Source organism: Roseomonas sp. USHLN139, assembly GCF_037145735.1.
In the GTDB taxonomy this organism is placed as follows: Bacteria; Pseudomonadota; Alphaproteobacteria; order Acetobacterales; family Acetobacteraceae; genus Pseudoroseomonas.
Map to the genome: position 1 here is coordinate 37,814 of NZ_JBBCWY010000002.1, position 21,353 is coordinate 59,166.

19 protein-coding genes are annotated in these 21,353 nt (G+C 71.8%); 6 read left to right on the plus strand and 13 right to left on the minus strand.

All coding sequences use genetic code 11. The features are described from left to right. Window positions 1-3 precede the first annotated feature (3 nt). The 7 genes from WFI16_RS07485 to WFI16_RS07515 all read right to left on the minus strand — a co-directional run bounded on the left by WFI16_RS07485 (window position 4) and on the right by WFI16_RS07515 (window position 7,424). Complete coding sequence (locus WFI16_RS07485) at window positions 4-1,113, minus strand: aminotransferase class V-fold PLP-dependent enzyme (RefSeq protein WP_419897189.1); 1,110 nt, start codon at window positions 1,111-1,113, stop codon at window positions 4-6. A 62-nt stretch (window positions 1,114-1,175) separates the two neighbouring features. Continuing rightward, entirely contained in the window at window positions 1,176-1,874 is a 699-nt protein-coding gene (locus WFI16_RS07490; protein ID WP_419897190.1) for an isochorismatase family cysteine hydrolase, read from the minus strand. Then, the gene (locus tag WFI16_RS07495; protein WP_419897191.1) at window positions 1,874-2,863 is read right to left on the minus strand and encodes an ABC transporter ATP-binding protein; all 990 of its coding nucleotides are present in this window, start codon (window positions 2,861-2,863) and stop codon (window positions 1,874-1,876) included. Before WFI16_RS07495 ends, WFI16_RS07490 begins: the two co-directional genes overlap by 1 nt. An 11-nt stretch (window positions 2,864-2,874) precedes the next feature. Beyond that, window positions 2,875-3,951, minus strand: a complete 1,077-nt coding sequence (locus tag WFI16_RS07500) for an ABC transporter ATP-binding protein (RefSeq protein ID WP_419897192.1) — start codon at window positions 3,949-3,951, stop codon at window positions 2,875-2,877. 10 nt (window positions 3,952-3,961) lie between these two features. Further along, window positions 3,962-4,855, minus strand: a complete 894-nt coding sequence (locus WFI16_RS07505; protein WP_419897193.1) for an ABC transporter permease — start codon at window positions 4,853-4,855, stop codon at window positions 3,962-3,964. Between the two features lie 13 nt (window positions 4,856-4,868). After that, window positions 4,869-5,816: an ABC transporter permease gene (locus tag WFI16_RS07510; RefSeq protein WP_419897194.1), complete on the minus strand. Its 948-nt coding sequence runs from the start codon at window positions 5,814-5,816 to the stop codon at window positions 4,869-4,871. Between the two features lie 18 nt (window positions 5,817-5,834). Beyond that, window positions 5,835-7,424 carry an ABC transporter substrate-binding protein gene (locus WFI16_RS07515; protein WP_419897195.1) on the minus strand — a complete coding sequence of 530 codons (1,590 nt, stop codon included), beginning with the start codon at window positions 7,422-7,424 and terminating at the stop codon, window positions 5,835-5,837. 371 nt (window positions 7,425-7,795) lie between these two features. Between WFI16_RS07515 and WFI16_RS07520 the strand changes: the two genes are divergently transcribed. Together WFI16_RS07520 and WFI16_RS07525 are read left to right on the plus strand one after the other, a co-directional pair. Next, window positions 7,796-8,008, plus strand: a complete 213-nt coding sequence (locus WFI16_RS07520) for a hypothetical protein (RefSeq protein ID WP_419897196.1) — start codon at window positions 7,796-7,798, stop codon at window positions 8,006-8,008. After that, on the plus strand, window positions 8,005-9,420 hold the full coding sequence (locus tag WFI16_RS07525; RefSeq protein WP_419897197.1) for an amidase: 1,416 nt from the start codon (window positions 8,005-8,007) through the stop codon (window positions 9,418-9,420). Before WFI16_RS07520 ends, WFI16_RS07525 begins: the two co-directional genes overlap by 4 nt. A 36-nt stretch (window positions 9,421-9,456) precedes the next feature. Here WFI16_RS07525 and WFI16_RS07530 read toward each other — a convergent pair whose 3' ends face one another. From WFI16_RS07530 to WFI16_RS07550, 5 genes are all read right to left on the minus strand, one after another. Further along, on the minus strand, window positions 9,457-10,893 hold the full coding sequence (locus WFI16_RS07530; protein WP_419897198.1) for an amidase: 1,437 nt from the start codon (window positions 10,891-10,893) through the stop codon (window positions 9,457-9,459). Next, window positions 10,893-11,096, minus strand: coding sequence for a hypothetical protein (locus WFI16_RS07535; RefSeq protein ID WP_419897199.1), 204 nt, complete (start codon window positions 11,094-11,096; stop codon window positions 10,893-10,895). Before WFI16_RS07535 ends, WFI16_RS07530 begins: the two co-directional genes overlap by 1 nt. Window positions 11,097-11,189: 93 nt before the next feature. Then, complete coding sequence (locus WFI16_RS07540) at window positions 11,190-12,833, minus strand: hydantoinase B/oxoprolinase family protein (protein WP_419897200.1); 1,644 nt, start codon at window positions 12,831-12,833, stop codon at window positions 11,190-11,192. Further along, the gene (locus tag WFI16_RS07545) at window positions 12,830-14,917 is read right to left on the minus strand and encodes a hydantoinase/oxoprolinase family protein (RefSeq protein ID WP_419897201.1); all 2,088 of its coding nucleotides are present in this window, start codon (window positions 14,915-14,917) and stop codon (window positions 12,830-12,832) included. The genes WFI16_RS07540 and WFI16_RS07545 overlap by 4 nt, the downstream gene beginning before the upstream one ends. A gap of 155 nt (window positions 14,918-15,072) precedes the next feature. Then, the gene (locus WFI16_RS07550) at window positions 15,073-16,035 is read right to left on the minus strand and encodes an MYG1 family protein (RefSeq protein ID WP_419897202.1); all 963 of its coding nucleotides are present in this window, start codon (window positions 16,033-16,035) and stop codon (window positions 15,073-15,075) included. An 85-nt stretch (window positions 16,036-16,120) separates the two neighbouring features. Here WFI16_RS07550 and WFI16_RS07555 point away from each other — a divergent pair, with 85 nt between their 5' ends. Then, a complete protein-coding gene (locus WFI16_RS07555; RefSeq protein WP_419897203.1) occupies window positions 16,121-16,816 on the plus strand; it encodes a response regulator transcription factor in 696 nt (231 codons plus the stop codon). Then, window positions 16,797-18,209, plus strand: a complete 1,413-nt coding sequence (locus WFI16_RS07560; protein ID WP_419897204.1) for a sensor histidine kinase — start codon at window positions 16,797-16,799, stop codon at window positions 18,207-18,209. Before WFI16_RS07555 ends, WFI16_RS07560 begins: the two co-directional genes overlap by 20 nt. 73 nt (window positions 18,210-18,282) lie before the next feature. On the opposite strand, the gene WFI16_RS07565 is transcribed toward WFI16_RS07560, so the two are convergent. Further along, a complete protein-coding gene (locus WFI16_RS07565; RefSeq protein WP_419897205.1) occupies window positions 18,283-19,797 on the minus strand; it encodes a methyl-accepting chemotaxis protein in 1,515 nt (504 codons plus the stop codon). Window positions 19,798-20,010: 213 nt separating this feature from the next. Between WFI16_RS07565 and gvpN the strand changes: the two genes are divergently transcribed. Further along, a complete protein-coding gene (gvpN, locus tag WFI16_RS07570; RefSeq protein WP_419897206.1) occupies window positions 20,011-20,973 on the plus strand; it encodes a gas vesicle protein GvpN in 963 nt (320 codons plus the stop codon). Further along, window positions 20,970-21,350, plus strand: a complete 381-nt coding sequence (locus WFI16_RS07575; RefSeq protein WP_419897207.1) for a hypothetical protein — start codon at window positions 20,970-20,972, stop codon at window positions 21,348-21,350. The genes gvpN and WFI16_RS07575 overlap by 4 nt, the downstream gene beginning before the upstream one ends. Window positions 21,351-21,353 lie beyond the last annotated feature (3 nt).

Genomic DNA, 21,353 nt, shown 5'->3' on the forward strand with positions numbered 1-21,353 from the left:
TGCTCAGCCGCGCAGGGCCGACTTGATGCGGTCGAGGGCGATGGCGACGTCCGCCTCCTCGATCCAGACATGCGGGCTGATGCGCAGCACCCCCAAACGGTCACTGACGAAGACCCCCTGCCCCGCCAGCCGCTCGATCAGCCCGGCCGGCACCCCGCCCGGCAGCCGCAGGCCCAGCACATGCGGGCTGCGCTGGGCCGGCAACGCGCCGAGGCCGGAAAGCCCCTCGGCCAGCAGCCCGGTCAGATGGTCCAGCCGCGCGGCGACGGCCGGCGTGCCCCAGCCCAGCACCAGCTCCAGGCCCGTGGCCGCCATGCGCTGCGCCACCGGATCGGCGCGCTCGCCGCGGTCGTAGCGCAGCGCGCCGGGGGCGAAGCCGCCGCCCGGGCGGTTGCCCATATGCTCCTCCAGCGGCCGCCCGGCCTGCCGGTGCGGCGCCACGTAGAGGAAGGCGAGGCCATAGGGGCCGAGCACCCATTTATAGGTGGGGAAGGCCAGGAAGTCGGGCTGCCAGCGGGCGACATCGATCGGCAGCACGCCGGCGGCCTGGGTGGCGTCCACCACCAGCACCGCGCCCGCCGCCCGCACCGCCCGGGCCAGGATATCCAGGTCCACCCGTGCCCCGTCCGACCAGTGCAGCGGCGTCAGCAGGGCCAGCGCCAGGGGGGCGGCGCCCGGCCGGCCGATCGCCGCCAACAGCGCGGCGGTCCAGTCGCCATCCGCCGGACGCGGCACCACCTCGACGACGAGGCCCTGCTCCTCCGCCAGCCGCTCGAAGGCCAGGCAGAGCGAGGGAAATTCATCGGCCATGCGCAGCACCCGCTGGCCGGCGGCGAGCGTCAGGTTGCGCGCCGCGGTCGCCATGCCCTGGGCCACCGAGCCCTGGATGGCGATGTCCTGCGGCGCCGCGCCGACCAGCCGGGCCGCCGCGGCGCGGGCGCGGGCCAGCCAGTCGTCATTGCCGCTCCTGGGGAAGTCCCAGGGACGGGCCTTGGCGGCGACGCCGTCTGCCCCGGCGGCGCTGACGGCGCGCGGCAGGGGCGACCAGGCGGCGGCATCCAGATAGGCGATGCCGGGCGGGATCTCGAAAAGCGGGCGCTGGCTGGCAAGCATGGCGCCGAGCATGGACCCGGCCGCCACCGCCTTGCCAGCGCTTTTCCGCCGGCGCTTCTCCGTCAGGCGGCGGCCTGGGCGCCCTGCCGCAGGGCCGCGATGACCTGGCCGCTGTCCTGCACGTCGCCGAAGAAGCTCCAGAAGCTGACCAGCGTCGCCTGATGCTCCGCATCGGTCAGGGCGGCATTGCAGTCGCTGACCATGATGGTGCGGAAGTTCAGCATCATCGCGTCGCGCGCCGAGGATTCGCAGCAGACATTGGTCAGCGTCCCGGCGATCAGCACGGTGTCGAGGCCGCGGTGTCGCAGCAGCCCCTCCAGCGGCGAGGCGCCGGCGATGAAGGCGCTGTAGCGGTATTTCGGCACCACCGCATCCTCGGGCCGGATGTCGAGATCGGGCCAGAATGCGTGCCCCGGCGCGCCGGGCGAGACCGAGCGGATGCGGGCGGCGCGGCGGGCGGGGCTGGCCTGCTCCTCCAGCACCGACCATTCCTGGCGGGAGCGCTCGTCGGTGGCATTCTGCACCCAGAAGACGCTGCCCCCCGCCTGGCGCAGCGCCCCGGCCAGGCGGTTGATGGCGGGGACGATCTGCTGCGCCATCGGCACACAGCTATGCCCCACCTCGGCGTCCATGTAGCCCTTCTGCATGTCGATGACGATCAGAGCGGTGCGCGCCGGATCGAGCTCGGCATAGGGATGCAGCCGGCCGCAGCGGGCGATGACGCGGTCCCGCACAGCGGGCGGAATGTCGAGCGGATGCATCAGGCATAGGCCTCCTGCGGAGAAGGGGTGGCGACACGGAGACAGCGGGCCATGCGGCCCGGCGCCGGGCTGGTCGCCGGCGGCGGCGCGGCGGAACATTCCGCCAGCGCCTGGGCGCAGCGCGGGGCGAAGCTGCAGCCGGGCGGCAGGGCGCGCATGTCGGGCGGCGCGCCCGGGATCGCCTCCAGCGGCCGGTCGCGCGGCTGGTCGTGCACGGTGGAGCCGAGCAGCCCGCCGGTATAGGGGTGAAAAGGCGCGCGCAGCACCTCGCGCACGCTGCCGGTCTCGACGATGCGGCCGGCATACATGATGGCGACGCGGTCGGCGATCTCGGCGGCGACGCCCAGGTCATGGGTGACGAAGACCACCGACATGCCCAGCTCCCGCTGCAGGCTGCGCAGCAGGATCAGCACCTGGATCTGCACCGTCGCGTCCAGCGCCGTGGTCGGCTCGTCGGCCAGCAGCAGCTTCGGCTCGCAGGACAGGGCCAGCGCGATCATGGCGCGCTGCCGCAAGCCGCCCGACAGCTCATGCGGATAGGCCTGCAGCCGCCGCTCGGCCGAGGGGATGCGGACCAGGTCGAACAGTTCCAGCGCCCGCTTCAGCCCGTCGCGGCGGGAGACGCCGCGATGCTGCGCCACCACCTCGGCGATCTGGTCGCCGACGCGGGCCACCGGATCGAAGGCGGTCATCGGCTCCTGGAAGATCATCGAGACCACGCCGCCGCGCATCCGCCGCAGCGCGCCCTCATCCATCGCCTGCACATCCTGCCCGGCGATGCGGATCCTGCCGCCGATCTCGCTGCGCTTCGGCGGCAGCAGCCGCATCAGCGCGCGCATGGTGACCGACTTGCCGGAGCCGCTCTCGCCCAGCATGCACATGACCTCGCCGGGCATCATGCTGAAACTGACACCGTTCACCGCGCGCACGCGGCTCTCGCGGGTAACGAAATCGACGCTGAGATCCTCGACCTCGACCAGCGGTTGCATCGGCGCGCCTCTCACTGCAGCCTCGCCCGGCTGTGGCCGGAATCCGGCTCCTGCATGTGGCAGGCGGCCAGATGCGCGCCGCCCTCTGAATCCCCCAGCAGCGGCGCGCGGGCGGCGCAGAGCGGCTCGGCATAGGGGCAGCGGGTATGGAAGCGGCAGCCGGAAGGCGGGTTGACCGGATTGGGCGGGTCGCCGCTGACCGGCGCCTCCTCGCGCCGCTGGTCGGGATCCATGGCCGGGCGCGAGGCCAGCAGCGCGCGGGTGTAGGGATGTTTTGGCGCATTGTAGAGCTGGTCGGCCGGGCCGATCTCCACGACCTCGCCCAGATACATGACCATGACACGGTCGCTGATCCAGCGGACAACGCCCAGGTCGTGGCTGATGAAGACGTAGGTCAGGGAAAGCTCGCGCTTCAGCGTCTGCAGCAGGTTCAGCACCTGCGCCTCCACCGACTTGTCCAGCGCCGAGACCGCCTCGTCGAGGATCACCATGCGCGGCTTCAGGGCCAGCGCGCGGGCGATGTTGACCCGCTGCTTCTGCCCGCCCGAGAGCTCGTGCGGATAGCGGCCGCCGAACAGCGCCGGGTTCAGCCCGACCTTGCCCAGCAGCTCGCGCGCCTGCGCCATCGCCTCGGGCTTCGGCAGGCCGAAGGCCATCGGCCCGAAGGCCACCGACCCCTGCACCGGCATGCGCGGATTGAGCGAGGAGGCGCTGTCCTGGAAGACCATCTGCGCCTGGCGCCGCAGCTCGGCGACCGACAGGCCACCCTCGCTGCCGACGCTCTCGCCGTCGAAGATCTGCTCGCCGGCATCGGGCTGCATCAGCCGCATCAGCAGCCGGGCGACGGTCGACTTGCCGCAGCCGGATTCGCCGACGATGCCCAGCGTCTCGCCCTTGCGGACATGGAAGGAGACGCCGTCGACGGCGCGGACATGCGCCACGGCGCGGCCGAGCAGCCCGCCGCGGATGGGAAAATGCTTCTTCAGGCCGCGCACGATCAGCAGCGGCTGCTGCGGGCCGCCGCGGTCGCGCGGGTCCTCGGCGCGCCAGGGCACGGGATCGGGCGCGGCGATCGGGGAGGTGCTCATCGACATGGGTTCAGCTCCTCACATCCATGGCCGAGCGCAAGCCGTCGCTGACCATGTTCAGGCTGACCGAGGTCAGGAAGATGGCGATGCCGGGCATGGCGGCGACCAGTGGGCTGACATAGATCGCCTGGCGCAGCGCATTCAGCATCAGCCCCCAATCGGGCTCCGGCGGCTTCACCCCGAGGCCCAGGAAGGACAGGCCCGAGGCCAGGATGATGCCGACGGAAATCAGGCTGGAGGCGTAGATCAGGATCGGCCCCAGCACATTGCCCAGCACATGGTGCCACAGCACCAGCCGCAGCGGCGCGCCGGTGGCGCGCGCCGCATCGACGAAGTCGAGGTTGCGCACCTGCGTCGTCGCCGTCTCGGCGACGCGGCAGAGCGGCGGGATGAAAACCAGGGTCAGCGCGATCATGCCGTTCAGCACGCCGCCGCCCATGGCGCCGGAGATGGCGACGGCCAGCAGCACCGAGGGGAAGGCGTAGAAGACATCCATCACCCGCATGATCGCCGCATTGGCGACGCCGCCCAGGAAGCCGGCGACGACACCGAGCCCGCCGCCGATCAGCGTCGCCAGCACGACCGGCAGCATGCCCATGGTCAGCGTCAGCCGCCCGCCATGCAGCAGGCGGGAGAGCATGTCGCGGCCGAGCTCGTCGGTGCCGAGCAGGTGGCCCATATAGCCCGGCGGCTTCAGCCGGCGGATGATGCTCTCCTTGTAGGGATCGAAGGGCGCCAGCCAGGGCGCGAAGACCGCCGACAGAATGATGGCGAGCAGCAGCGCGCCGAAGCACAGCGTCACCGGATCGTGGCGCAGCCGGTAGCCCACCGTGCCCCAGTAGCCACGCTGGCGGGGGGCGGCCATGGGCGCCGGCGTCGCCAGCTTGTCGATCGTCGTGGACATGCGCGATCTCCCTTCAGGCGCGGCGGATGCGCGGATCGACCGAGGATTGCACCAGATCGACGGCCAGGTTGGTGAGCACGAAGATCATCGCCAGCACCAGGATGGTGCCCTGCAGCACTGGCACGTCGCGGGTCAGGATCGCCTTGCTGAGCAGGAAGCCGCTGCCCGGCCAGCTGAACACCGTCTCCACCAGGATCGAGCCGCCCATCAGCGTGCCGAACTGCAGCCCCATCACCGCGAGCACCGGCGGCAGCGCGTTCTTCAGCGCATGCTTCAGCACCCGCCATTCCGGCAGGCCATTGGCACGGAGCGTGGTGACGAATTCCTGGTTCATCACCTCGGACACCGCCGAGCGCGTGGTCCGCGCGATGATGCCCACTGGGATCATCGACAGCGTGATCACCGGCAGCACCAGATGCTGCAGATGCTCCCAGCTGGTCGGGTCGAAGCCGTCGCCGGCCATGCCCGAGGCGGGCAGCGCCATCAGCTCGACGGCGAAGATGATGACCAGCACGATGCCCAGCCAGTAGTTGGGCACCGAGACGCCGACCACGGCCACGCCGGTGACGCAGCGGTCGAGCCAGCTGCCCGCCCGCCGCCCGGCGATGGTGCCCAGCGCGAAGGCGATGCTGAAGGCGATGACGACGGAGAGCCCCGCCAGCAGCACGGTATTGCCGAGCGAGCGCGCGATCTCCTCGGCCACCGGGCGGCCGGTCGCGATCGAGCGGCCGAAATCGCCGCCCAGCACGCGGCCCAGCCAGGTGAGATATTGCAGCGGCAGCGGCTGGTCGAGGCCATAGAGCCGCTTCAGCTGCGCCACCGTCTCGGCATCGGCATCGGGCGGCAACAGCGTCTGCACCGGGTCTCCCGGGGCCAGATAGACCAGGCCGAAGCAGACCATCGAGACGCCGAGGGCGATCGGCACCGCCGCCAGCAGGCGCCGCAGGACATAGCTGAACATCGGCTCGCCTCCTTCGCGTCAGCGGGCCTCGACGGTGATCGGCGTCAGGTCCTGGAACCAGCTCTGCGCCTGGACGAAGCCGCGCACCCGCGGCGACAGCGCGCGCGGGTTGAGGTCATGCGCCACCCAGAGCATCACCGCATCCTGGCTCATCTTCTCGTGGATGCGGGTCAGCACGGCGAGGCGCTGGGTGGCGTCGAAGGTGGACAGCGCCTCGGTGATCAGCGCGTCCATCTCCGGGCTGTTGTAGTGACCCCAGTTGGAGCCGCGCGGCGCCGCCTGGCTGGAGGCGACGAAGCGCAGCATGCCGTTGAACGGGTCCTGGGTCGCCCGGCTGATGTTGATGCCGTCGACGCCGGTGTGCTTCTCGCGCCCCTCGCGGCCGAGCTGCAGCAGCGCGTTCCAGTCCATCACCTGCAGGTTCACCTTGAAGCCCACCGCCTCCAGCTGCGACTTCACCAGCTCGTTCATCGGCAGTGGCTGCATCTGGCCGGAGCCGGAGGTGGAGATGGCGAAGGTGACGTTGCAGGGCAGGCAGCCCGCCTGCTGCAGCAGCGCCCGCGCCTTGGCCGGGTCGTAGTCGTAGCGCACCGGATTGCCGTAATAGGCCGTCGAGGGCGGCACGGTGGCGAAGCCTTCCAGCGCGACGCCGCCCAGCATCTCCTTCATGTCGGCACGGTTCAGCGCATAATTGGCCGCCTGGCGGACACGGAGGTCCTTGAAGGCGCCATCGACGAAGTTCAGCTGATAGGTCCAGTTGTGCGGATAGGAGTTGGTGACGATCTGCATCCGCGCCGAGCGCAGCCGCGGGATGGCGTCCGGCGACGGCGCCTCGATCCAGTCGACCTGGCCGGAGAGGAGCGAGGCAGTGCGGGTCGAGGCCTCGGGCATCGGCAGCAGCACCAGCCGGTCATGCTTCGGCACCCGCGCCGCATCCCAGTACTCGGCGTTGCGCAGCAGCTCCAGCCGCTCGCCCGGCACCATGCGGCCGAAGCGGTAGGGGCCGGTGCCGGAAGGATTGCGCGCGAAGGCGTCGGCGTCGTGCTTCACCTCGGCCGAGCGGCGCGGGCTGACCATCATCAGGAAGGACAGGTTGTAGGGGAAGAGACTGTCCGGCGTCTTGGTGGTGAAGACCACCGTCTGCTCATCGATCGCCTCGACCGATTCGAAATTCGTCAGGTAGCCGCGGGCGAAGGCGAATTGCCGCGCGTTGAACTGCGGCGCGCCCTCCTTGGTCATGCGCTCCATGTTCCACACCACGTCCTGCGCGGTGAAGACCGAGCCGTCATGGAACTTCACGCCCGGCCGCAGCTTGAAGATCCAGCGCCGGTTGTTCGCCGGATCGACCGCCCATTCGGTGGCCAGGCCCGGCTTGATATCGGCGATGCGGTCGCCGCGCGACAGATCCCACAGCACCAGCGAATCGTAGAGATTGTAGCCGACGAAACGCCAGCCCTCGAATCCCTGGTCGGGAATACCCGCGGTCAGCGGGATGTCGCCCGCGGTCATGGCGATGCGCAGCACCGTCTCGGCGCGGGCGGAAGCCAGCGGCACCGTGGCCGCGGCAAGGACGAAAGCAGCGCCGATCGAGGCAAGAACTCGCTTCATCTCGTCTCCTTTTCCGGCGGAGCGCCGCCGGGGGATGGCTCTGTGCATGAGCGCGCCGCCGGAGGCCGCTTTGCGCGACATCCAGCCCGACGGCCTTTCCTCCGGTTGCACCACGGTAGGCTGATCAAAGTTTCAATAACAACGAGGATTTTTCGGATCGATCTGCATTCTGCGAGCGCAGGTCTTGCTCGTTTCCGCAGCAGAATCGATGAACGCCCGTCCGGCCCCGCAGGCCTCGGACGCGAAGCCGCTGATGCGGCTCGATTCCACCGGATGGCCCATGGCGCCGATTTGGGCGCGACAAGCGGCGCGCGCCGCCATAGGATTTCGGCATCGCATCCAATCCCGGATGACTGGCCGAGGAGCTGCCGATGGAGCCCACCGAAGCGGAGCGCGATCCCGAGCTCGACCTTGTGCTGAAGCGTGCCGGCATCACCCTGCCGGAAGGCCGCTATGCCGGCGTCCTCTTCTGCTACCGCGATCTGCAGACGCTGCTGCCGCTGCTGCGCAACGGCCGCACCGCCGCGGCCGAGCCGGCCGGCACCTATGACCTCGACACCATCACCCGGGGGATGACGCCGTGACCGAGCTCACCGATCTCTCCATGGCCGAGATGGGCCGCCAGTTGCGCGCCGGCAGCACCACCTCCGTCGCGCTGACCGAGGCGGCGCTGTCGCGCATCGCCGCCCTCGACGGCGCGCTGCACAGCTTCGTCCTGGTCACCGGCGAGCGGGCGCTGGCCGATGCGGCGAAGGCGGATGCCGAGTTCGCCGCCGGCCGCGACCATGGGGCGATGCAGGGCATCCCCTATGCGCTGAAGGACATCTACGATACCGCCGGCATCCGCACGACCTGCCACTCCAAGCTGCGCCTCAACGACATCCCCGAGGCCGACTGCGTCGTCGCGCAGAAGCTGCAGGCCGCCGGCGGCGTACTGCTGGGCAAGCTGGCGACGCATGAATTCGCGCTCGGCGGGCCGAGCTTCGACCTGCCCTTCCCGCCGGCGCGCAACCCCTGGAACACCGACCACATCACCGGCGGCTCCTCCTCCGGCTCGGGCGCGGCCGTCGCCGCCGGGCTGGTGCGCATGGCCATGGGCTCGGACACCGGCGGCTCGATCCGCGGCCCGGCCGCCTATTGCGGCACCGTCGGGCTGAAGCCGACCTATGGGCTGGTCAGCCGGCGCGGCGTCTTCCCGCTCTCCTACACCCTCGACCATTGCGGGCCGCTGACCGCGAGCGTCGAGGACGCGGCGATCACCATGCAGGCCATCGCCGGCTTCGACCCGGTCGATCCCGCCAGCCGCGACAAGCCCGTCCCGGATTTCCGCCGCGGCCTCGAGGAGGGCGTCGCGGGCCTGCGCATCGGCCTGCCGCGCAACCTCTGGCGCGGTGCCGAGGGGCTGACCGCCGAGACGGCCGCGGCGCTCGACCGCCTGGCCGAGGCGCTGGCCGCCGAGGGCGCCATCGTCGAGGAGGTGACGCTGCCCGATTATGCGCTGTTCAATGCCTGCGGCCGCATCATCCTGGTCGCCGAGGCCTATGCCATCCACGAGGCCAATCTGCGTGCCCGCCCGCAGGATTATGGCGAGCTGCTGTTCATGCGCATGGTGATCGGCGCCTCGATCAGCGCGGCCGACTACATCCAGGCGCAGCGGCTGCGGCGCGAGTTGTCGCTCGCCGTCAACCGCGACACCCTGGCGAGGCACGACCTGCTGCTGACCGCCTGCGGCCTCGGCCCGGCGCCGGCCTTCTCCGAATACCCGTCGGACCGGCCGGGCCCGATGCATGTCCAGACCATGCCCTTCAACGTCACCGGCAATCCGGCGCTCTCCATGCCGGCCGGCTTCAGCAGCAGCGGGTTGCCGCTCTCGGCGCAGCTGGTCGGCCGTCCCTTCGAGGATGCGCTGGTGCTGCGCGCCGGCCGCGCGTTGGAGAAGATCACCGCCGGCTGGGGCGCCGCGCGCCGCCCTGCCCTGCTGGCCGAAGCGGCGTGAGAGCCGCGGCGGGGGCGCCAGCCCCCGCCGCCCCCGTCACAGCGACGGCAGGCGCAGATGCCAGTCGGTGTCGCGCTGGAAGGCGTCCGCCGCCCGCATCACCCGGGCCTCGGCAAAGGGCCGGCCGATGATCTGCAGCCCGACCGGCAGGCCGAGGCTGTCGAAACCGCAGGGCGCGCTGATCGCCGGCAGGCCGAGATAATTGACCAGCCGCGTGTTGTGCGACACCGCCATGAAGCGCGCCACCGTGCCCGGCAGGCCGCTGTCGATATCCGTCTCCGCCCGCGTCGGCAGTTCCATCGGGATGGTCGGCGTCACCAGCACATCGATATCGGCGAAGACCTGGCGGCAGAATTCCTGCAGCAGGGGGCCGCGCCGGCTCAGCGCCTCGATGTAATGCGTCGCCGGGATCGCATAGGCCGGGAACAGCCGCGCCGAGAGATGCGCCGCATAATCCTGCGGATATTCCCGCATCCATTCGCCATGGATGGTCGCCGCCTCACAGCGGCTGACCACCGCGAAGCCGGCGGAGAGCTCGGGCAGCAGCGGCAGGCGGATCCGCGTCACGCGGGCGCCCCGCGCCTGCAGCACCGCCAGCGCCGCCTCCATCGCCGCCACCACGCTGGGCGCCGCGCCATCCAGGAAATGCGTCTCCGGCACGCCGATGCGCCAGCCGCGCAGGTCGCCATCCAGGCCCGCCTCGTAATCCGGCACCGGCTCGCGGGCGCTGGTCGGGTCCTTCGGATCGTGCCCGGCCATCACCGTCATCACCCGCGCGCAATCCCGCGCGCTGCGCGCCAGCGGCCCGACATTGTCGCAGGAGAAGGAGAGCGGCATCACGCCGAAGCGGCTGATCCGCGTCTGCGTCGGCTTCAGCCCGGTCACCCCGCAGGCCGAGGCCGGCAGCCGGATCGACCCGCCCGTGTCCGAGCCCAGCGCCATGAAGGCAAAGCGCGCCGCCACCGCCGCGCCCGAGCCGGAGGAGGAACCGCCGGTGATATGCGCCGGATTCCACGGGTTCAGGCAGTCGCCGAAATGCTTGTTGTGGCCGGTCGGGTTCTGCGCGAACTCGGCCATGTTCAGCCCGGCGAAGGTCACGGCGCCGGCGCCCTCCAGCCGCTCCAGCACCGTCGCCGTCACGCTGGGCACGAAGTCGCGCCGGATCGCCGAGCCGCAGGAGCTGCGCTGCCCCGCCTTGTAGTACATGTCCTTGTGCGCCATCGGCACGCCATGCAGCGGGCCGAGCGCGGCACCGGCGGCACGCGCCTTGTCGGCCGCCTCCGCCGCTTCCAGCGCCCCGGCCTCATCCAGCCAGATCACCGAATTGACCTGGGGGTCGAGCCGCCGCGTGCGCGCGATGCAGGCCTCGGTCAGCGCCACGGCGCTGATGCTGCCATCGGCCACCGCCGCCGCCGCCTCGACCAGCGACAGGCTGGCCAGCGTGTCGATATCCTGGAGCAGCGCGGTGTCCATCACGCCGGCTCCTTGCAGGCCTGCAGCGCCGCCTCGAAGCTGGCCGGCTCGTCCTCGAAGCGCAGGCCGCCGCGCACCGCCTCGAAGGCGGCAACCACCGCCGCCATGTCGGCGGCCAGTTCCAGCGCGGCCTCGTTCGGCACCTGGACGCCGGACCAGTGCTCGGCGGTGGCGATGATCAGTTCCTTGATCTCTTGCGGCATGCCAGGACCTCCATTGTCCAAAGATGCTGGCAGGATGCCAAAGAAAGCGAAGGCCGGGGGAAGGAATTCCCCCGAGCCTCCATCTTTTTTCTGTCAGTCCGCCAGCACCAGGCCGTTCGCCACATCCGCCTGGCGCTTCGCGGCGTCGCGCGCGGCAGGGTCGCCGAGGCCGGCACCGCCCGGCGTCAGCACCACCAGGCGCTCGCCGGGCGGGATCACCTGCAGACCCTTGCCGCGCAGGACGGTGCCGTCACCGAGACCGACATAGCCGGGGGCGCCGTCGCCGCCGCCCTGCTGGCCGCGCGGCGGATACTGGATGCGGTCGAAGGCGGCCAGCAGCTCGAAGGGCGCATCGTCGGTGTTGACGATCTCCATGATCTGGCCGAGGCCGCCACGGCTCTCGCCATCGCCGCCGCTGCCGGCACGGAATTCCTTGCGCCAGAACATCAGCGGCGACTGGATCTCGGCGATTTCCACCGGGGTGCCGTGCACGCCGGAGGGGAAGGCGGTCGCCGACAGCCCGTCCTGGCCGGGGCGGCCCCCGGTGCCGCCATTGGTGGTGATGGCCAGCGCATAGCCGTGGTTCGGCCCGACCTTCTCCGCCCATTCGCCGCGCACGGTGATGTTCCAGATGCAGGCGGTGCCTTCCGCCGGCACGCGCTCCGGGATCGCCTGCCGCAGGCAGCCGAAGACCATGTCCGGCAGCATCTGGCCGAGCACGTGGCGCGACGACACCGGCGCCGGCTTCTGCGCGTTCAGCACCGAGCCCGCCGGCGCCGAAACCGTCAGCGGCCCGAGCGATCCGGCATTGTTCGGGATCTCGGCGGCGACCAGGCAGCCCAGGCCGAAGACGGTATAGGCGGTGGTATAGGCCAGCGGCACGTTGATGCCGCGCCGCACCGCGCCCGAGGTGCCGGTATAGTCGACATGGATGCCGCTGTCGGAGACGGTCAGCGTCGCCTCCAGCGTCAGCGGATGGTCATAGCCATCCGTGGTCATGCTGTAGGACCAGGAACCCTTCGGCAGCTTGCCGATCTCCGCCAGCACCGCCTCGCGCGAGCGGGCGATGATGTGCTCGGCCAGCGGCTCCAGCGTGTCGATGCCGAACTCGTCCATCATCGCCGACAAGGCGCGCACGCCGACATCGTTGCAGGCGGCCAGCGAATAGGTGTCGCCCTCGGTGTCCACCGGCAGCCGCGTATTGGCGCGGATCATCGCCATCAGCGTCTCATTGACCACGCCGCGATCGATCAGCTTCAGCATGGGGATGTAGAGCCCCTCCATGAAGACGTCGCTGGCCTCGGGCCCGTTGCCCAGACCGCCGATATCCATCAGGTGGCTGGTACAGGAAAAGAGCCCCACCAGCTTGCCCTTGTGGAAGGCCGGCGTGGTGATGACGAAGTCGTTCAGGTGCCCCGTGCCCATCCAGGGGTCGTTGGTGATATAGGCGTCGCCCTCCTGCATCGTCTCCACCGGGAAGTGGCGGAGGAAATGCTTCACGGATTCGGCCATCGAGTTGATGTGGCCGGGCGTTCCGGTCACCGCCTGCGCCAGCATCCGCCCCTGCAGGTCGAAGACGCCGGCGGAAATATCCTCGCATTCGCGGACGATCGGGCTGAAGGCGGTGCGGATCAGCACCTGCGCCTGCTCGCCCACCACGGCGATCAGGCGGTTCCACATGATCTGCAGGTCGATGATGCTGGGCTGCATAGTCTTGCTCTCCACGGTCGCGCTCATGCCGCCTTCTGCTCCATGACGATGCAGCCGCTGCCATCGATATGCGCGTCGAAGCTGGCCGAGACGAAGGTCGTCGTCTCCATCTCGGTGATGATCGCCGGGCCCGGCACGCGGGCGCCGGGCAGCATGCTGTCGCGCAGATAGACCGGCACCTCGACATGCGCCGCGCGCTTGCCGTCGAACAGTTTCCTGACGCCCGACGGCGCCGGGGCCGCCACCGGGGCCACCGCCGCCGCGGCTTCCGGCTTCGCCGCATGGGTCGAGACCAGCACCGACCAGTTCAGCACCTCGATCGCCGCCGCCGGGATGGCGCGGGCGAATTGCCGGGCATATTCCGCCTCGAAATAGCGGCGCAGCTCGGCGACATCCTCGGCGGTCAGCGCGCGGTTCGGCAGCTCCACCGTGATCTCGTGGCCCTGGCCGACATAGCGCATGAAGGCGATGCGCCGCTCGAACAGCGGGGCGCCGCGCGCGCCCGGCTCGACCAGGGCGCGCGCCGCCGCCGTCATCTCGGCGAACAGGGAGGAAATGGCCTCGCCGTCGAAGCTGGCATCCAGCCGGGCGGGCCGCGAGCGGACGATCTCATAGGCCACCGGCGCCGCCAGGAAGCCCACCGCCGAGCCGACGCCGGCATTGGGCGGCACCACCACCCGCGTCACGCCGACCTTCTCGGCGACGCGCGCGGCGTGCAGCGGCGCCGCGCCGCCGAAGGCGATCATGGTGTGCTGCGCGATCACCGCGCCGCGCTCGGCGGCATGCACGCGGGCGGCGCTGGCCATGTTCTCGCAGACCATTTCATAGACGGCATAGGCCGCCATCTCCGGCGACAGGCCCAGCTTCTGCCCGACCGCCGCGTCCAGCGCGGCCAGCGAGCGCGCCGGCTGCAGCGTCATGCTGCCACCGGCGAAACCCTCCGGCTCGATCAGGCCGAGCGCCACATCGGCATCCGTCACCGCCGGCCGCGTGCCGCCGCGGCCATAGCAGGCCGGACCGGGGACCGAGGAGGCGCTCTCCGGCCCCACCGTCACCCGCTGCATCGCATCGACCTGGGCGATCGAGCCGCCGCCGGCGCCGATCTCCACCATCTCGATGACGGGAATGCGCAGCGGCAGGCCGGAGCCCTTCAGGAAGCGCGCCGTGCGATCGACCTCGAAGAAGCGCGAGGTCGCCGGCTCGCCCTTCTCGATCAGGCAGACCTTGGCGGTGGTGCCGCCCATGTCGAAGGACAGCACGCGCTGCTCATTGGCGCGCAGCGCGACCTGCGCCGCGAAGATGGCGCCGCCCGCCGGGCCGGATTCCACCAGCCGCACCGGGTATTTCTGGGCCGTCTCCAGCGCGGTCAACCCGCCGCCCGAGGTGACCAGATAGGTCGCGCCCCGGTATTGCCGCGCCTGCAGGGCGGCCGCCATGCGGCCCAGATAGCCCTCCATCAGCGGCTGCACATAGGCATTCGCCACGGCGGTGGAGCTGCGCTCGTATTCGCGCACCTCCGGGCAGACCTCGGAGGCCAGCGTCACCGAGACGCCCGGCAGCGCGGCCTTCACCAGCGCCCCGGCCCGCTGCTCATGCGCCGGATTGGCATAGGCGTGCAGGAAGGCGATGGCGACGCTCTGCACGCCCGCCGACGCCAGCTCCGCCACCAGCCGGTCCAGCGCCGCCTCGTCCAGCGCCAGCTGCACCCGGCCGCGCGCGTCCATCCGCTCCGGCACGGTGAAGCGCAGCGACCGCGGCACCAGCGGCTGCGGCTTCTCCAGCTTCAGGTCATACTGGTCGTAGCGGCTCTCGGTGCCGATCTCGAGGATGTCGCGAAAGCCCTCGGTCGCGATCAGCGCGGTCTTGGCGCCGCGCCGCTCGATGATCGCATTGGTCGCCAGCGTCGTGCCATGCACGAAGACATCGATGTCGGAGAACTGCAGCCCGGCATCGCCCAGCACCAGGGAGATGCCTTCCAGCACCCCGTCCTCGGGCGCGGCCGGCGTGGTCAGCACCTTGCGGGTGCGGCGCTGCCCCCCGGCATCCAGCACCACATCGGTGAAGGTGCCGCCAATATCGGCGGCCAGGCGAATGGTGGGGGTATCCGGCAAGACTGCTTCTCCTTAGGCCCTCAAGCCCCAGGTTACTAGCAATCCACATGCCAAGTTGTTGTCGGATTGCCGTGTCCACCTGGGGACGGCGGGTGACACGGCCTGAGCGCAGCACGACCCTAGGGGGAGCGCAAGGGCTCCCCCCAGGATCGGTCTCACCCCTTGGGCGTCGTGGCGGCGGCAAAGCCCAGGCTCAGCGCCTTCTGCGCCATGGCCAGGGCGCCGTCGCGCGAGCGGGCGGCGCCGACGAAGCGGCGCAGATGCACGAAGACCGCGTCCGGCACGCCGGAGGCCTCGGCCAGCGCCGCATCCTGCAGCCCGGCCCAGCCCTCCGGCAGCGGCAGGCGCTGCTCGAAGCTCTTCGGCTCCGGCGGCATGGTGTCGACCATCCAATTGCCGTTCTGCACCGGATAGACGCAGTAGATCACCGGCAGGGCATGGTCGAAGACGGCGCCCTTCCAGGGCATGCGGCGGTCCAGCACCAGCACGCGGGCGTCGGCGCCGCGGCCATGTGCCGCCAGCACCTCGGCCGAGGCGACATGCCGCCCGCGCACCGCATCCACCCGCCGCGCCAGCACCGCATCGGCCAGCGCCGCCGCCTCCTGGAAGGCGGCGTCCTCGGCCGCCGGGTCATCGCCGCCCGGCGCGTCCCAGGCCAGGTTGCAGTCGCCGATCAGCGAGGCGAGGTCGAGCACGCCGCGGCTGGTCGCCGTGCCATTGTCGATCTCGTCGATGCGGAAGACGACGCCGCGGTCGATCTCCTGGGCGATGGCGGCGGCGAAGCCCTTCGCGCCCTCGGGCAGGATGGCGCGCACCGCGGCCTCGCCGTATTTCTGCCAGACCAGGCCGGCGGCGCTGAACGGCGTGCCGTCCGCCCGCGTCGGCGCGCCGCGCTGGTGGTGGTCGAAGCGGTTGCGCGCCGCGTCGTATTCCAGGCCCACGTCGAAGACGATGTCGCCCTCGGCGATGCGCTTCATGTCGCGGGTGCGCAGCAGGCGGTGGTCGGTGCCCACCGGCCCCAGCCCGAGCGCGCGCTTCAGCACCGCATAGGCGAAGGCCTCGTCGCAATGGAAGCCGCCGCTATGGGTGACCAGCAGGGGGAGGGGCTTGTCTGTCATGGCGGGGCTTCTAGCCCGGCGCGGCCACCCTGGACAGGGCCGCATCGCTGCGGGAGGCTGGACGCGGCCTTCCCGGAGCTCCGCCATGCGTATCCTGCTGATCGAGGACGACGCCGCCACCGCCGACTACCTGGCCAAGGGCCTCGCCGAGGAAGGCCATGTCGTCGACCGCGCCGCCACCGGCAAGGACGGGCTGTTCCTGGCGCTGAACGAGCCCTTCGACATCATCATCACCGACCGCATGCTGCCCGGCCCCGATGGTGTCGCCATCACCCGGGCGCTGCGCGCCTCCGGCATCGCGACCCCGGTGCTGATGCTGACCGCGCTGGCCGAGGTCGACCGCCGCGTCGAGGGGCTGGAAGCCGGCGCCGACGACTACCTGGCCAAGCCCTTCGCCTTCGCCGAGCTGCGCGCCCGCCTCCGCGCGCTGGCCCGCCGCCCGGCACCGGCGGCGGCCGAGGCCACCGAGCTGGCGGTCGGCGACCTGCGCGCCGACCTGCTGCGCCGCGCGGTCACCCGCGGCACCCGCCCGGTCGAGCTGCTGCCGACCGAGTTCCGCCTGCTGGAATACATGATGCGCCATCCCGGCGAGGTGCTGACGCGCACCATGCTGCTGGAGAAGGTCTGGGACTTCTCCTTCGACCCCACGACCAACATCATCGACGTGCATGTCAGCCGGCTGCGCCGCAAGCTGGAGGCGGGCGGCGAGCCCTCGATGATCCGCACCGTGCGCGGCGCCGGCTATGTGCTGGCCCCGGCCCATGGCGCCGGCCACGGCTGAGCCGGTGCGCGGGCGGATGCACTGGGGGCTCCATTGGCGGCTCCACTGGCCACGCAGCTTCGCCCCCCGCCTGGCGCTGGCCATGGCCGCCGTGGTGCTGGTCGCCAGCTTCTGCGGCGCCGGCTGGGGCTGGCTGCGCGCGCAATCCGCTTTGCGCCAGCAGCTCGACCTGGTGCTGGCCGCCGAGGCCGAGGGGCTGATCCGCGACTACGAGAATTACGGCCTGGCGGGCCTGGCCGAGGCCACCCGCCTCTACAGCCGCCGCCAGGGCCCGATCCTGCTGGCGCTGAGCACCCCGGACGGGCGGCTGATCGCCGGCGGCCTCCCCGTCGCGCCGGTCACCCTGCGGGGCTTCGCCACCCTGCCGCGCACCGGGGAGGGCGGCGATCTGCGCGCGCTGGGCGCCCTGCTGCCGGGCGGCGTCAACCTCGTGGTAGCGACCGACCTGGCGCCGGTCGACCGTGCCGCCGCCGCGCTGGCCTGGACGCCCCCCATCGCCGGCGGCGCCGCGGCGCTGCTGGCGCTGGGCCTGGGCTTCTGGCTGGCGCGGCGGCTGGAACGGCGGCTGGCCGCGGTCAGCCAGGCGGCGCGCGCGGTGATGCAGGGCGACCTGACCCAGCGCCTGCCGCAATCCGGGCGCGGCGACGAGTTCGACCGGCTGGCGGCGACGGTCAATGCCATGCTGGCCCGCATCGAGACCCTGGTGGCCGAGCTGCGCCAGGTCACCGACGACATCGCCCATGACCTGCGCTCGCCCCTGTCGCGCCTGCGCCAGCGGCTGGAGGTCGCCGCCGCCGCCGCCCGCGATCCCGCCGCCGACGCCGCCACGCTGGACGCCGCCATCGACGAGCTGGACGGCATCCTGGCCACCTTCGCCGCCCTGCTGCGCATCGCCCGCGCCGAGGCGGGGGCCGGCCGCGACGCCTTTGCCGAGCTGGATCTGTCGGCGCTGGTCGACGGGGTGGTGGAAGCCTATGCGCCGGTCGTGGAAGACGCCGGACGGACGCTCGCCGCCGGGATCGCCTCGGGGGTTTGGCTGACCGGCAGCGCGCCGCTGCTGCGCCAGGCCCTGGCCAATCTGCTGGACAATGCCCTGGCGCATGGGGCGGGCGCGATCCGCGTGACCCTCCGGCCGGATGGCGCTCTCTCGGTGGCCGACGAGGGCCCCGGCATCCCCGAGGCCGAGCGGGACAATGTGCAGAAGAGATTCTACCGGCTGGACCGCAGCCGCGGCACGCCAGGCACCGGGCTGGGCCTCGCCCTGGTCGCCGCCATCGCCCGGCTGCATGGCGGCGGCCTGGCGCTCGGCCCCGGCCCCGGCCCCGCTGCCGCCCCGGGCCGGGATGGCCTGTCGGTCACGCTGTCGCTGCCCGGTCACGCCGGCACGGCGTGACGGACCCACCCGGTCGGCCGGAGGCTGGTCGAGCGGAGGTCGCCTCGTCGGAACAAGGCGCCAGGCAGGGGGCTCAGGCCGCCGCCGGCAGGGGCGCGGGCGATTCCTGGGCCAGCGCGCCGGCGATCGCCTCCACCATCGCCTGGTCGCGCAGCATGAAGCCGAGCAGCGGCTGCGCCTCGCCGCCCAGGACGCGGAAGGGAATCGGCGGCAGGCCGGCCAGGCGCAGCGTGCCGCGCGTGCCGCGCGGCAGCGGCGTCGGCAGCTCGGCCCGGGCGCCGGTCACGGTGGGCGCCAGCAGCAGCGCCTCCATCTCCCCCCGACCCTCCGGCAGCAGCCGGCAGGGGCGCCCCGCCGATACCGGCGGCGAGACCATCGCTTCCTCCAGGGCGGTCTGCAGCACCTGGTCCAGCTGCTCGCGCAGCCCCGCCATCGTCGCCAGCACGTCGCCGGAGGCGTTGTGCATCATCGCCACCGACAGGCGGTTCTCGTCGATCTCCTGGGTGGCCAGGCCGATGCGGTCGCTCGCCTGGCGGGCGGTGCCGGCGGCGTCGCCGGCCGAGCGGGCGATCTCGCGCACCGCCCCGCTCTGCTCCTCCATCGCGGCGGCCAGGGCGGTGGCGACATCGTTCAGCTCGTTGATGCTGGCGCCGATGCCTTCGAGCGCCACGGTCACCTGCGCGGTCTGCGCCTGGATCAGGTCGAGGCGCTCGGCGATCTCGCTGGTGGCGTGCGAGGTGCTGCCCGCCAGGCTCTTCACCTCGCTGGCCACCACGGCGAAGCCCTTGCCGGCCTCGCCGGCGCGCGCCGCCTCGATCGTCGCGTTCAGCGCCAGCAGATTCGTCTGGCCGGCGATCTCCTGGATCAGCCGCGCCACCTCGGCGATCTTGGCAACGATCACTTCCAGCTCGCTGAACAGGGCGCGGCTCTTGGCGCTGCGGCTGGCGATGCTGCCGGTGGCATTGGCGGCGCGGCTGATCTGGGTCGTGATCTCCTGGATGGCCTTGACCAGATGTTCCGCGCGCTCGGCCGCCGCGCCGGCGGCGCTGGCCGCGGCGCTGGCCTCGGAGGTGGCCTCATGCGCCTGCTTCTCGACCCGCGCGGTGGAGAGCTCCACCTGATCCGCATGGCGGCTGAGATCGGTGGCGCTGGCGTTCATCTCGTCGATCAGCGCGGTCGCGTCGGCGAGGACGCGATGGTTGAAATGGCGCAGGGCGGCCGCGGGATCGGGGCGCGACAGCGCCGGGCTCTCCTGCACCACGCGCAGGGTATTTTCGCATTCCTCCAGCTGGATCTGCAGCCCCTGGATACGCGCCGCCAGCGCCGCCGCGCCGGGCAGCCACAGGGCCGGCGGCGCGCCCTGCGGCCGTCCCGCCCAGGCGGCGAGGCGACCCGCCTGCCACGCCACCGTGCCGCCGCCGAGCAGCAGGGCCAGCAGCAGGCAGGGCACCCCGATCCAGGCGCCGGCCCAGGCCACCAGCAGCCCGCCCGCCACGGCCAGGGCGGCGAGGGCGGAGATGAAGCCGATCCAGGCGCCGGCCCGGGATTCGGCGCCGGGCGCCGATGACGGCTGTGGCCGTGAATGCATCTTCGCTTCCTATTGGCAGGCTGGGGGCGGCCGCAGGACCCGGCCGGCAGGGTGGCGGCCGGAGCCTGGACGCGCCGCAGTAAACCCGGCCTCTCGATAATGCCGGGTAAAGCTTGACCGTTCAGCGGCCGGGGGTCTCCGGATTTCGCTTGAACCTGGATGTTTTTCGCATAGGATCGGCCCCGCTGACGCTCCGCAAAAGGCGCTTCCCGCATGGCCCCACGCTTCCGCAAGCCTGACCACACGGACCAGGATCTCCCGCCTGAGGAACCGTGGCTGCGTCTGCGCCCCCGGGCGGATTTCGTGCGCACCGGCTCGATCGCCGCCCTGGCGGAACGAGCGGGGCGCTATCTGGACACCGGCCTGCCAGTGCATTTTCGCGGGCCCGCCGGCAGCGGCAAGACCACCCTCGCCTTGCACCTGGCCGAGCGGATCGGCCGCCCCGTGGTGCTGATCGTCGGCGATGCCACCTTCGACACCAGCCGGCTGGTCGGCCAGGAGGGGCGCCACCGCACCCGCCGCGTGATCGACCGCTACATCAGCAGCGTCACCAAGGTGGAAAGCGAGACCAGCGCCGTCTGGGTCGACCGCGCGCTCTCGATCGCCTGCGCCGAGGGCGCCACGCTGATCTATGACGAGTTCAACCGCGCCCCGCCCGCCGCCAACAACGTGCTGCTGACGGTGCTGGAGGAGAAGCTGCTGATCCTGCCCGCCATCGGCGGCGGCGAGAGCTACCGGCGGGTGCATCCCGATTTCCGCCTGCTGCTGACCTCCAACCCGACCGACCATGTCGGCACCCATGACGCGCAGAACGCGCTGATGGACCGGGTGGTGACGCTCGACCTCGAGGATCACGACCGGGAGACGGAGCTGGCGATCATCGCCGCCCGCTCCGGCATCGAGGCAACGGCGGCGGCGCGCATCGTCGACCTGGTGCGCGCCGTGCGGCAGGCCGGCGCCTTCAGCCAGCGCCCCAGCATGCGCGCCGCGCTGATGATCGCCCAGGTGGCCGCGCGCGAGGGCCTGGCCGCGGATGCCGCGGAGCCGCGCTTCCGCCAGCTCTGCGGCGATATCCTGGCCAGCCGCCTGCGCCCCGCCGCCGAGGGACAGCCCGATCCGCGCCAGGCCCTCGCTGCGATGATCGACCGCGCCTGCACCCTGGAGGCCGCCGCATGAGCCCTCCCGCCCCCCGCCAGCGCCCGCCCGGCAGCCGGCTGGTGCAGCGCGGGGCCCGGCACCTGCTGCTGGAATCGGCGGCGGCGGAATATGCCATGCTGGCGCAGCGCCGCTCCCGCCTGGCGCGGCAGATCGAATTGCTGGATCGCCAGCGCGCGGCCGCCGGGGCCGGCTTCGCCCAGCTCAGCCGGCGCATGGCCCAGCTGGCCCATCGCCTCTCCCTGCCGGCCGAGGCGGTCGCCCCCCCGCCCCTGCCGGCCTGGGCCGCGGCCGAGGCCGGGCCCGACAGCGCCCCGCTCCCGGCACCGGCCACGGCGCCACCCGCCGCCCCGCGCCGCCGCCCCGCGCCGCGCGGCGGCGTCACGCATGAGTACTGACCG

Bases quoted from the DNA above. Each gene is read 5' to 3' on its own strand.
- WFI16_RS07485 (WP_419897189.1), bottom strand. From the start codon at position 1,113: ATGCTTGCCAGCCAGCGCCCGCTTTTCGAGATCCCGCCCGGCATCGCC.
- WFI16_RS07490 (WP_419897190.1), bottom strand. From the start codon at position 1,874: ATGCATCCGCTCGACATTCCGCCCGCTGTGCGGGACCGCGTCATCGCC.
- WFI16_RS07495 (WP_419897191.1), bottom strand. From the start codon at position 2,863: ATGCAACCGCTGGTCGAGGTCGAGGATCTCAGCGTCGATTTCGTTACC.
- WFI16_RS07500 (WP_419897192.1), bottom strand. From the start codon at position 3,951: ATGAGCACCTCCCCGATCGCCGCGCCCGATCCCGTGCCCTGGCGCGCC.
- WFI16_RS07505 (WP_419897193.1), bottom strand. From the start codon at position 4,855: ATGTCCACGACGATCGACAAGCTGGCGACGCCGGCGCCCATGGCCGCC.
- WFI16_RS07510 (WP_419897194.1), bottom strand. From the start codon at position 5,816: ATGTTCAGCTATGTCCTGCGGCGCCTGCTGGCGGCGGTGCCGATCGCC.
- WFI16_RS07515 (WP_419897195.1), bottom strand. From the start codon at position 7,424: ATGAAGCGAGTTCTTGCCTCGATCGGCGCTGCTTTCGTCCTTGCCGCG.
- WFI16_RS07520 (WP_419897196.1), top strand. From the start codon at position 7,796: ATGGAGCCCACCGAAGCGGAGCGCGATCCCGAGCTCGACCTTGTGCTG.
- WFI16_RS07530 (WP_419897198.1), bottom strand. From the start codon at position 10,893: ATGGACACCGCGCTGCTCCAGGATATCGACACGCTGGCCAGCCTGTCG.
- WFI16_RS07535 (WP_419897199.1), bottom strand. From the start codon at position 11,096: ATGCCGCAAGAGATCAAGGAACTGATCATCGCCACCGCCGAGCACTGG.
- WFI16_RS07540 (WP_419897200.1), bottom strand. From the start codon at position 12,833: ATGAGCGCGACCGTGGAGAGCAAGACTATGCAGCCCAGCATCATCGAC.
- WFI16_RS07550 (WP_419897202.1), bottom strand. From the start codon at position 16,035: ATGACAGACAAGCCCCTCCCCCTGCTGGTCACCCATAGCGGCGGCTTC.
- WFI16_RS07555 (WP_419897203.1), top strand. From the start codon at position 16,121: ATGCGTATCCTGCTGATCGAGGACGACGCCGCCACCGCCGACTACCTG.
- WFI16_RS07560 (WP_419897204.1), top strand. From the start codon at position 16,797: ATGGCGCCGGCCACGGCTGAGCCGGTGCGCGGGCGGATGCACTGGGGG.
- WFI16_RS07565 (WP_419897205.1), bottom strand. From the start codon at position 19,797: ATGCATTCACGGCCACAGCCGTCATCGGCGCCCGGCGCCGAATCCCGG.
- gvpN (WP_419897206.1), top strand. From the start codon at position 20,011: ATGGCCCCACGCTTCCGCAAGCCTGACCACACGGACCAGGATCTCCCG.
- WFI16_RS07575 (WP_419897207.1), top strand. From the start codon at position 20,970: ATGAGCCCTCCCGCCCCCCGCCAGCGCCCGCCCGGCAGCCGGCTGGTG.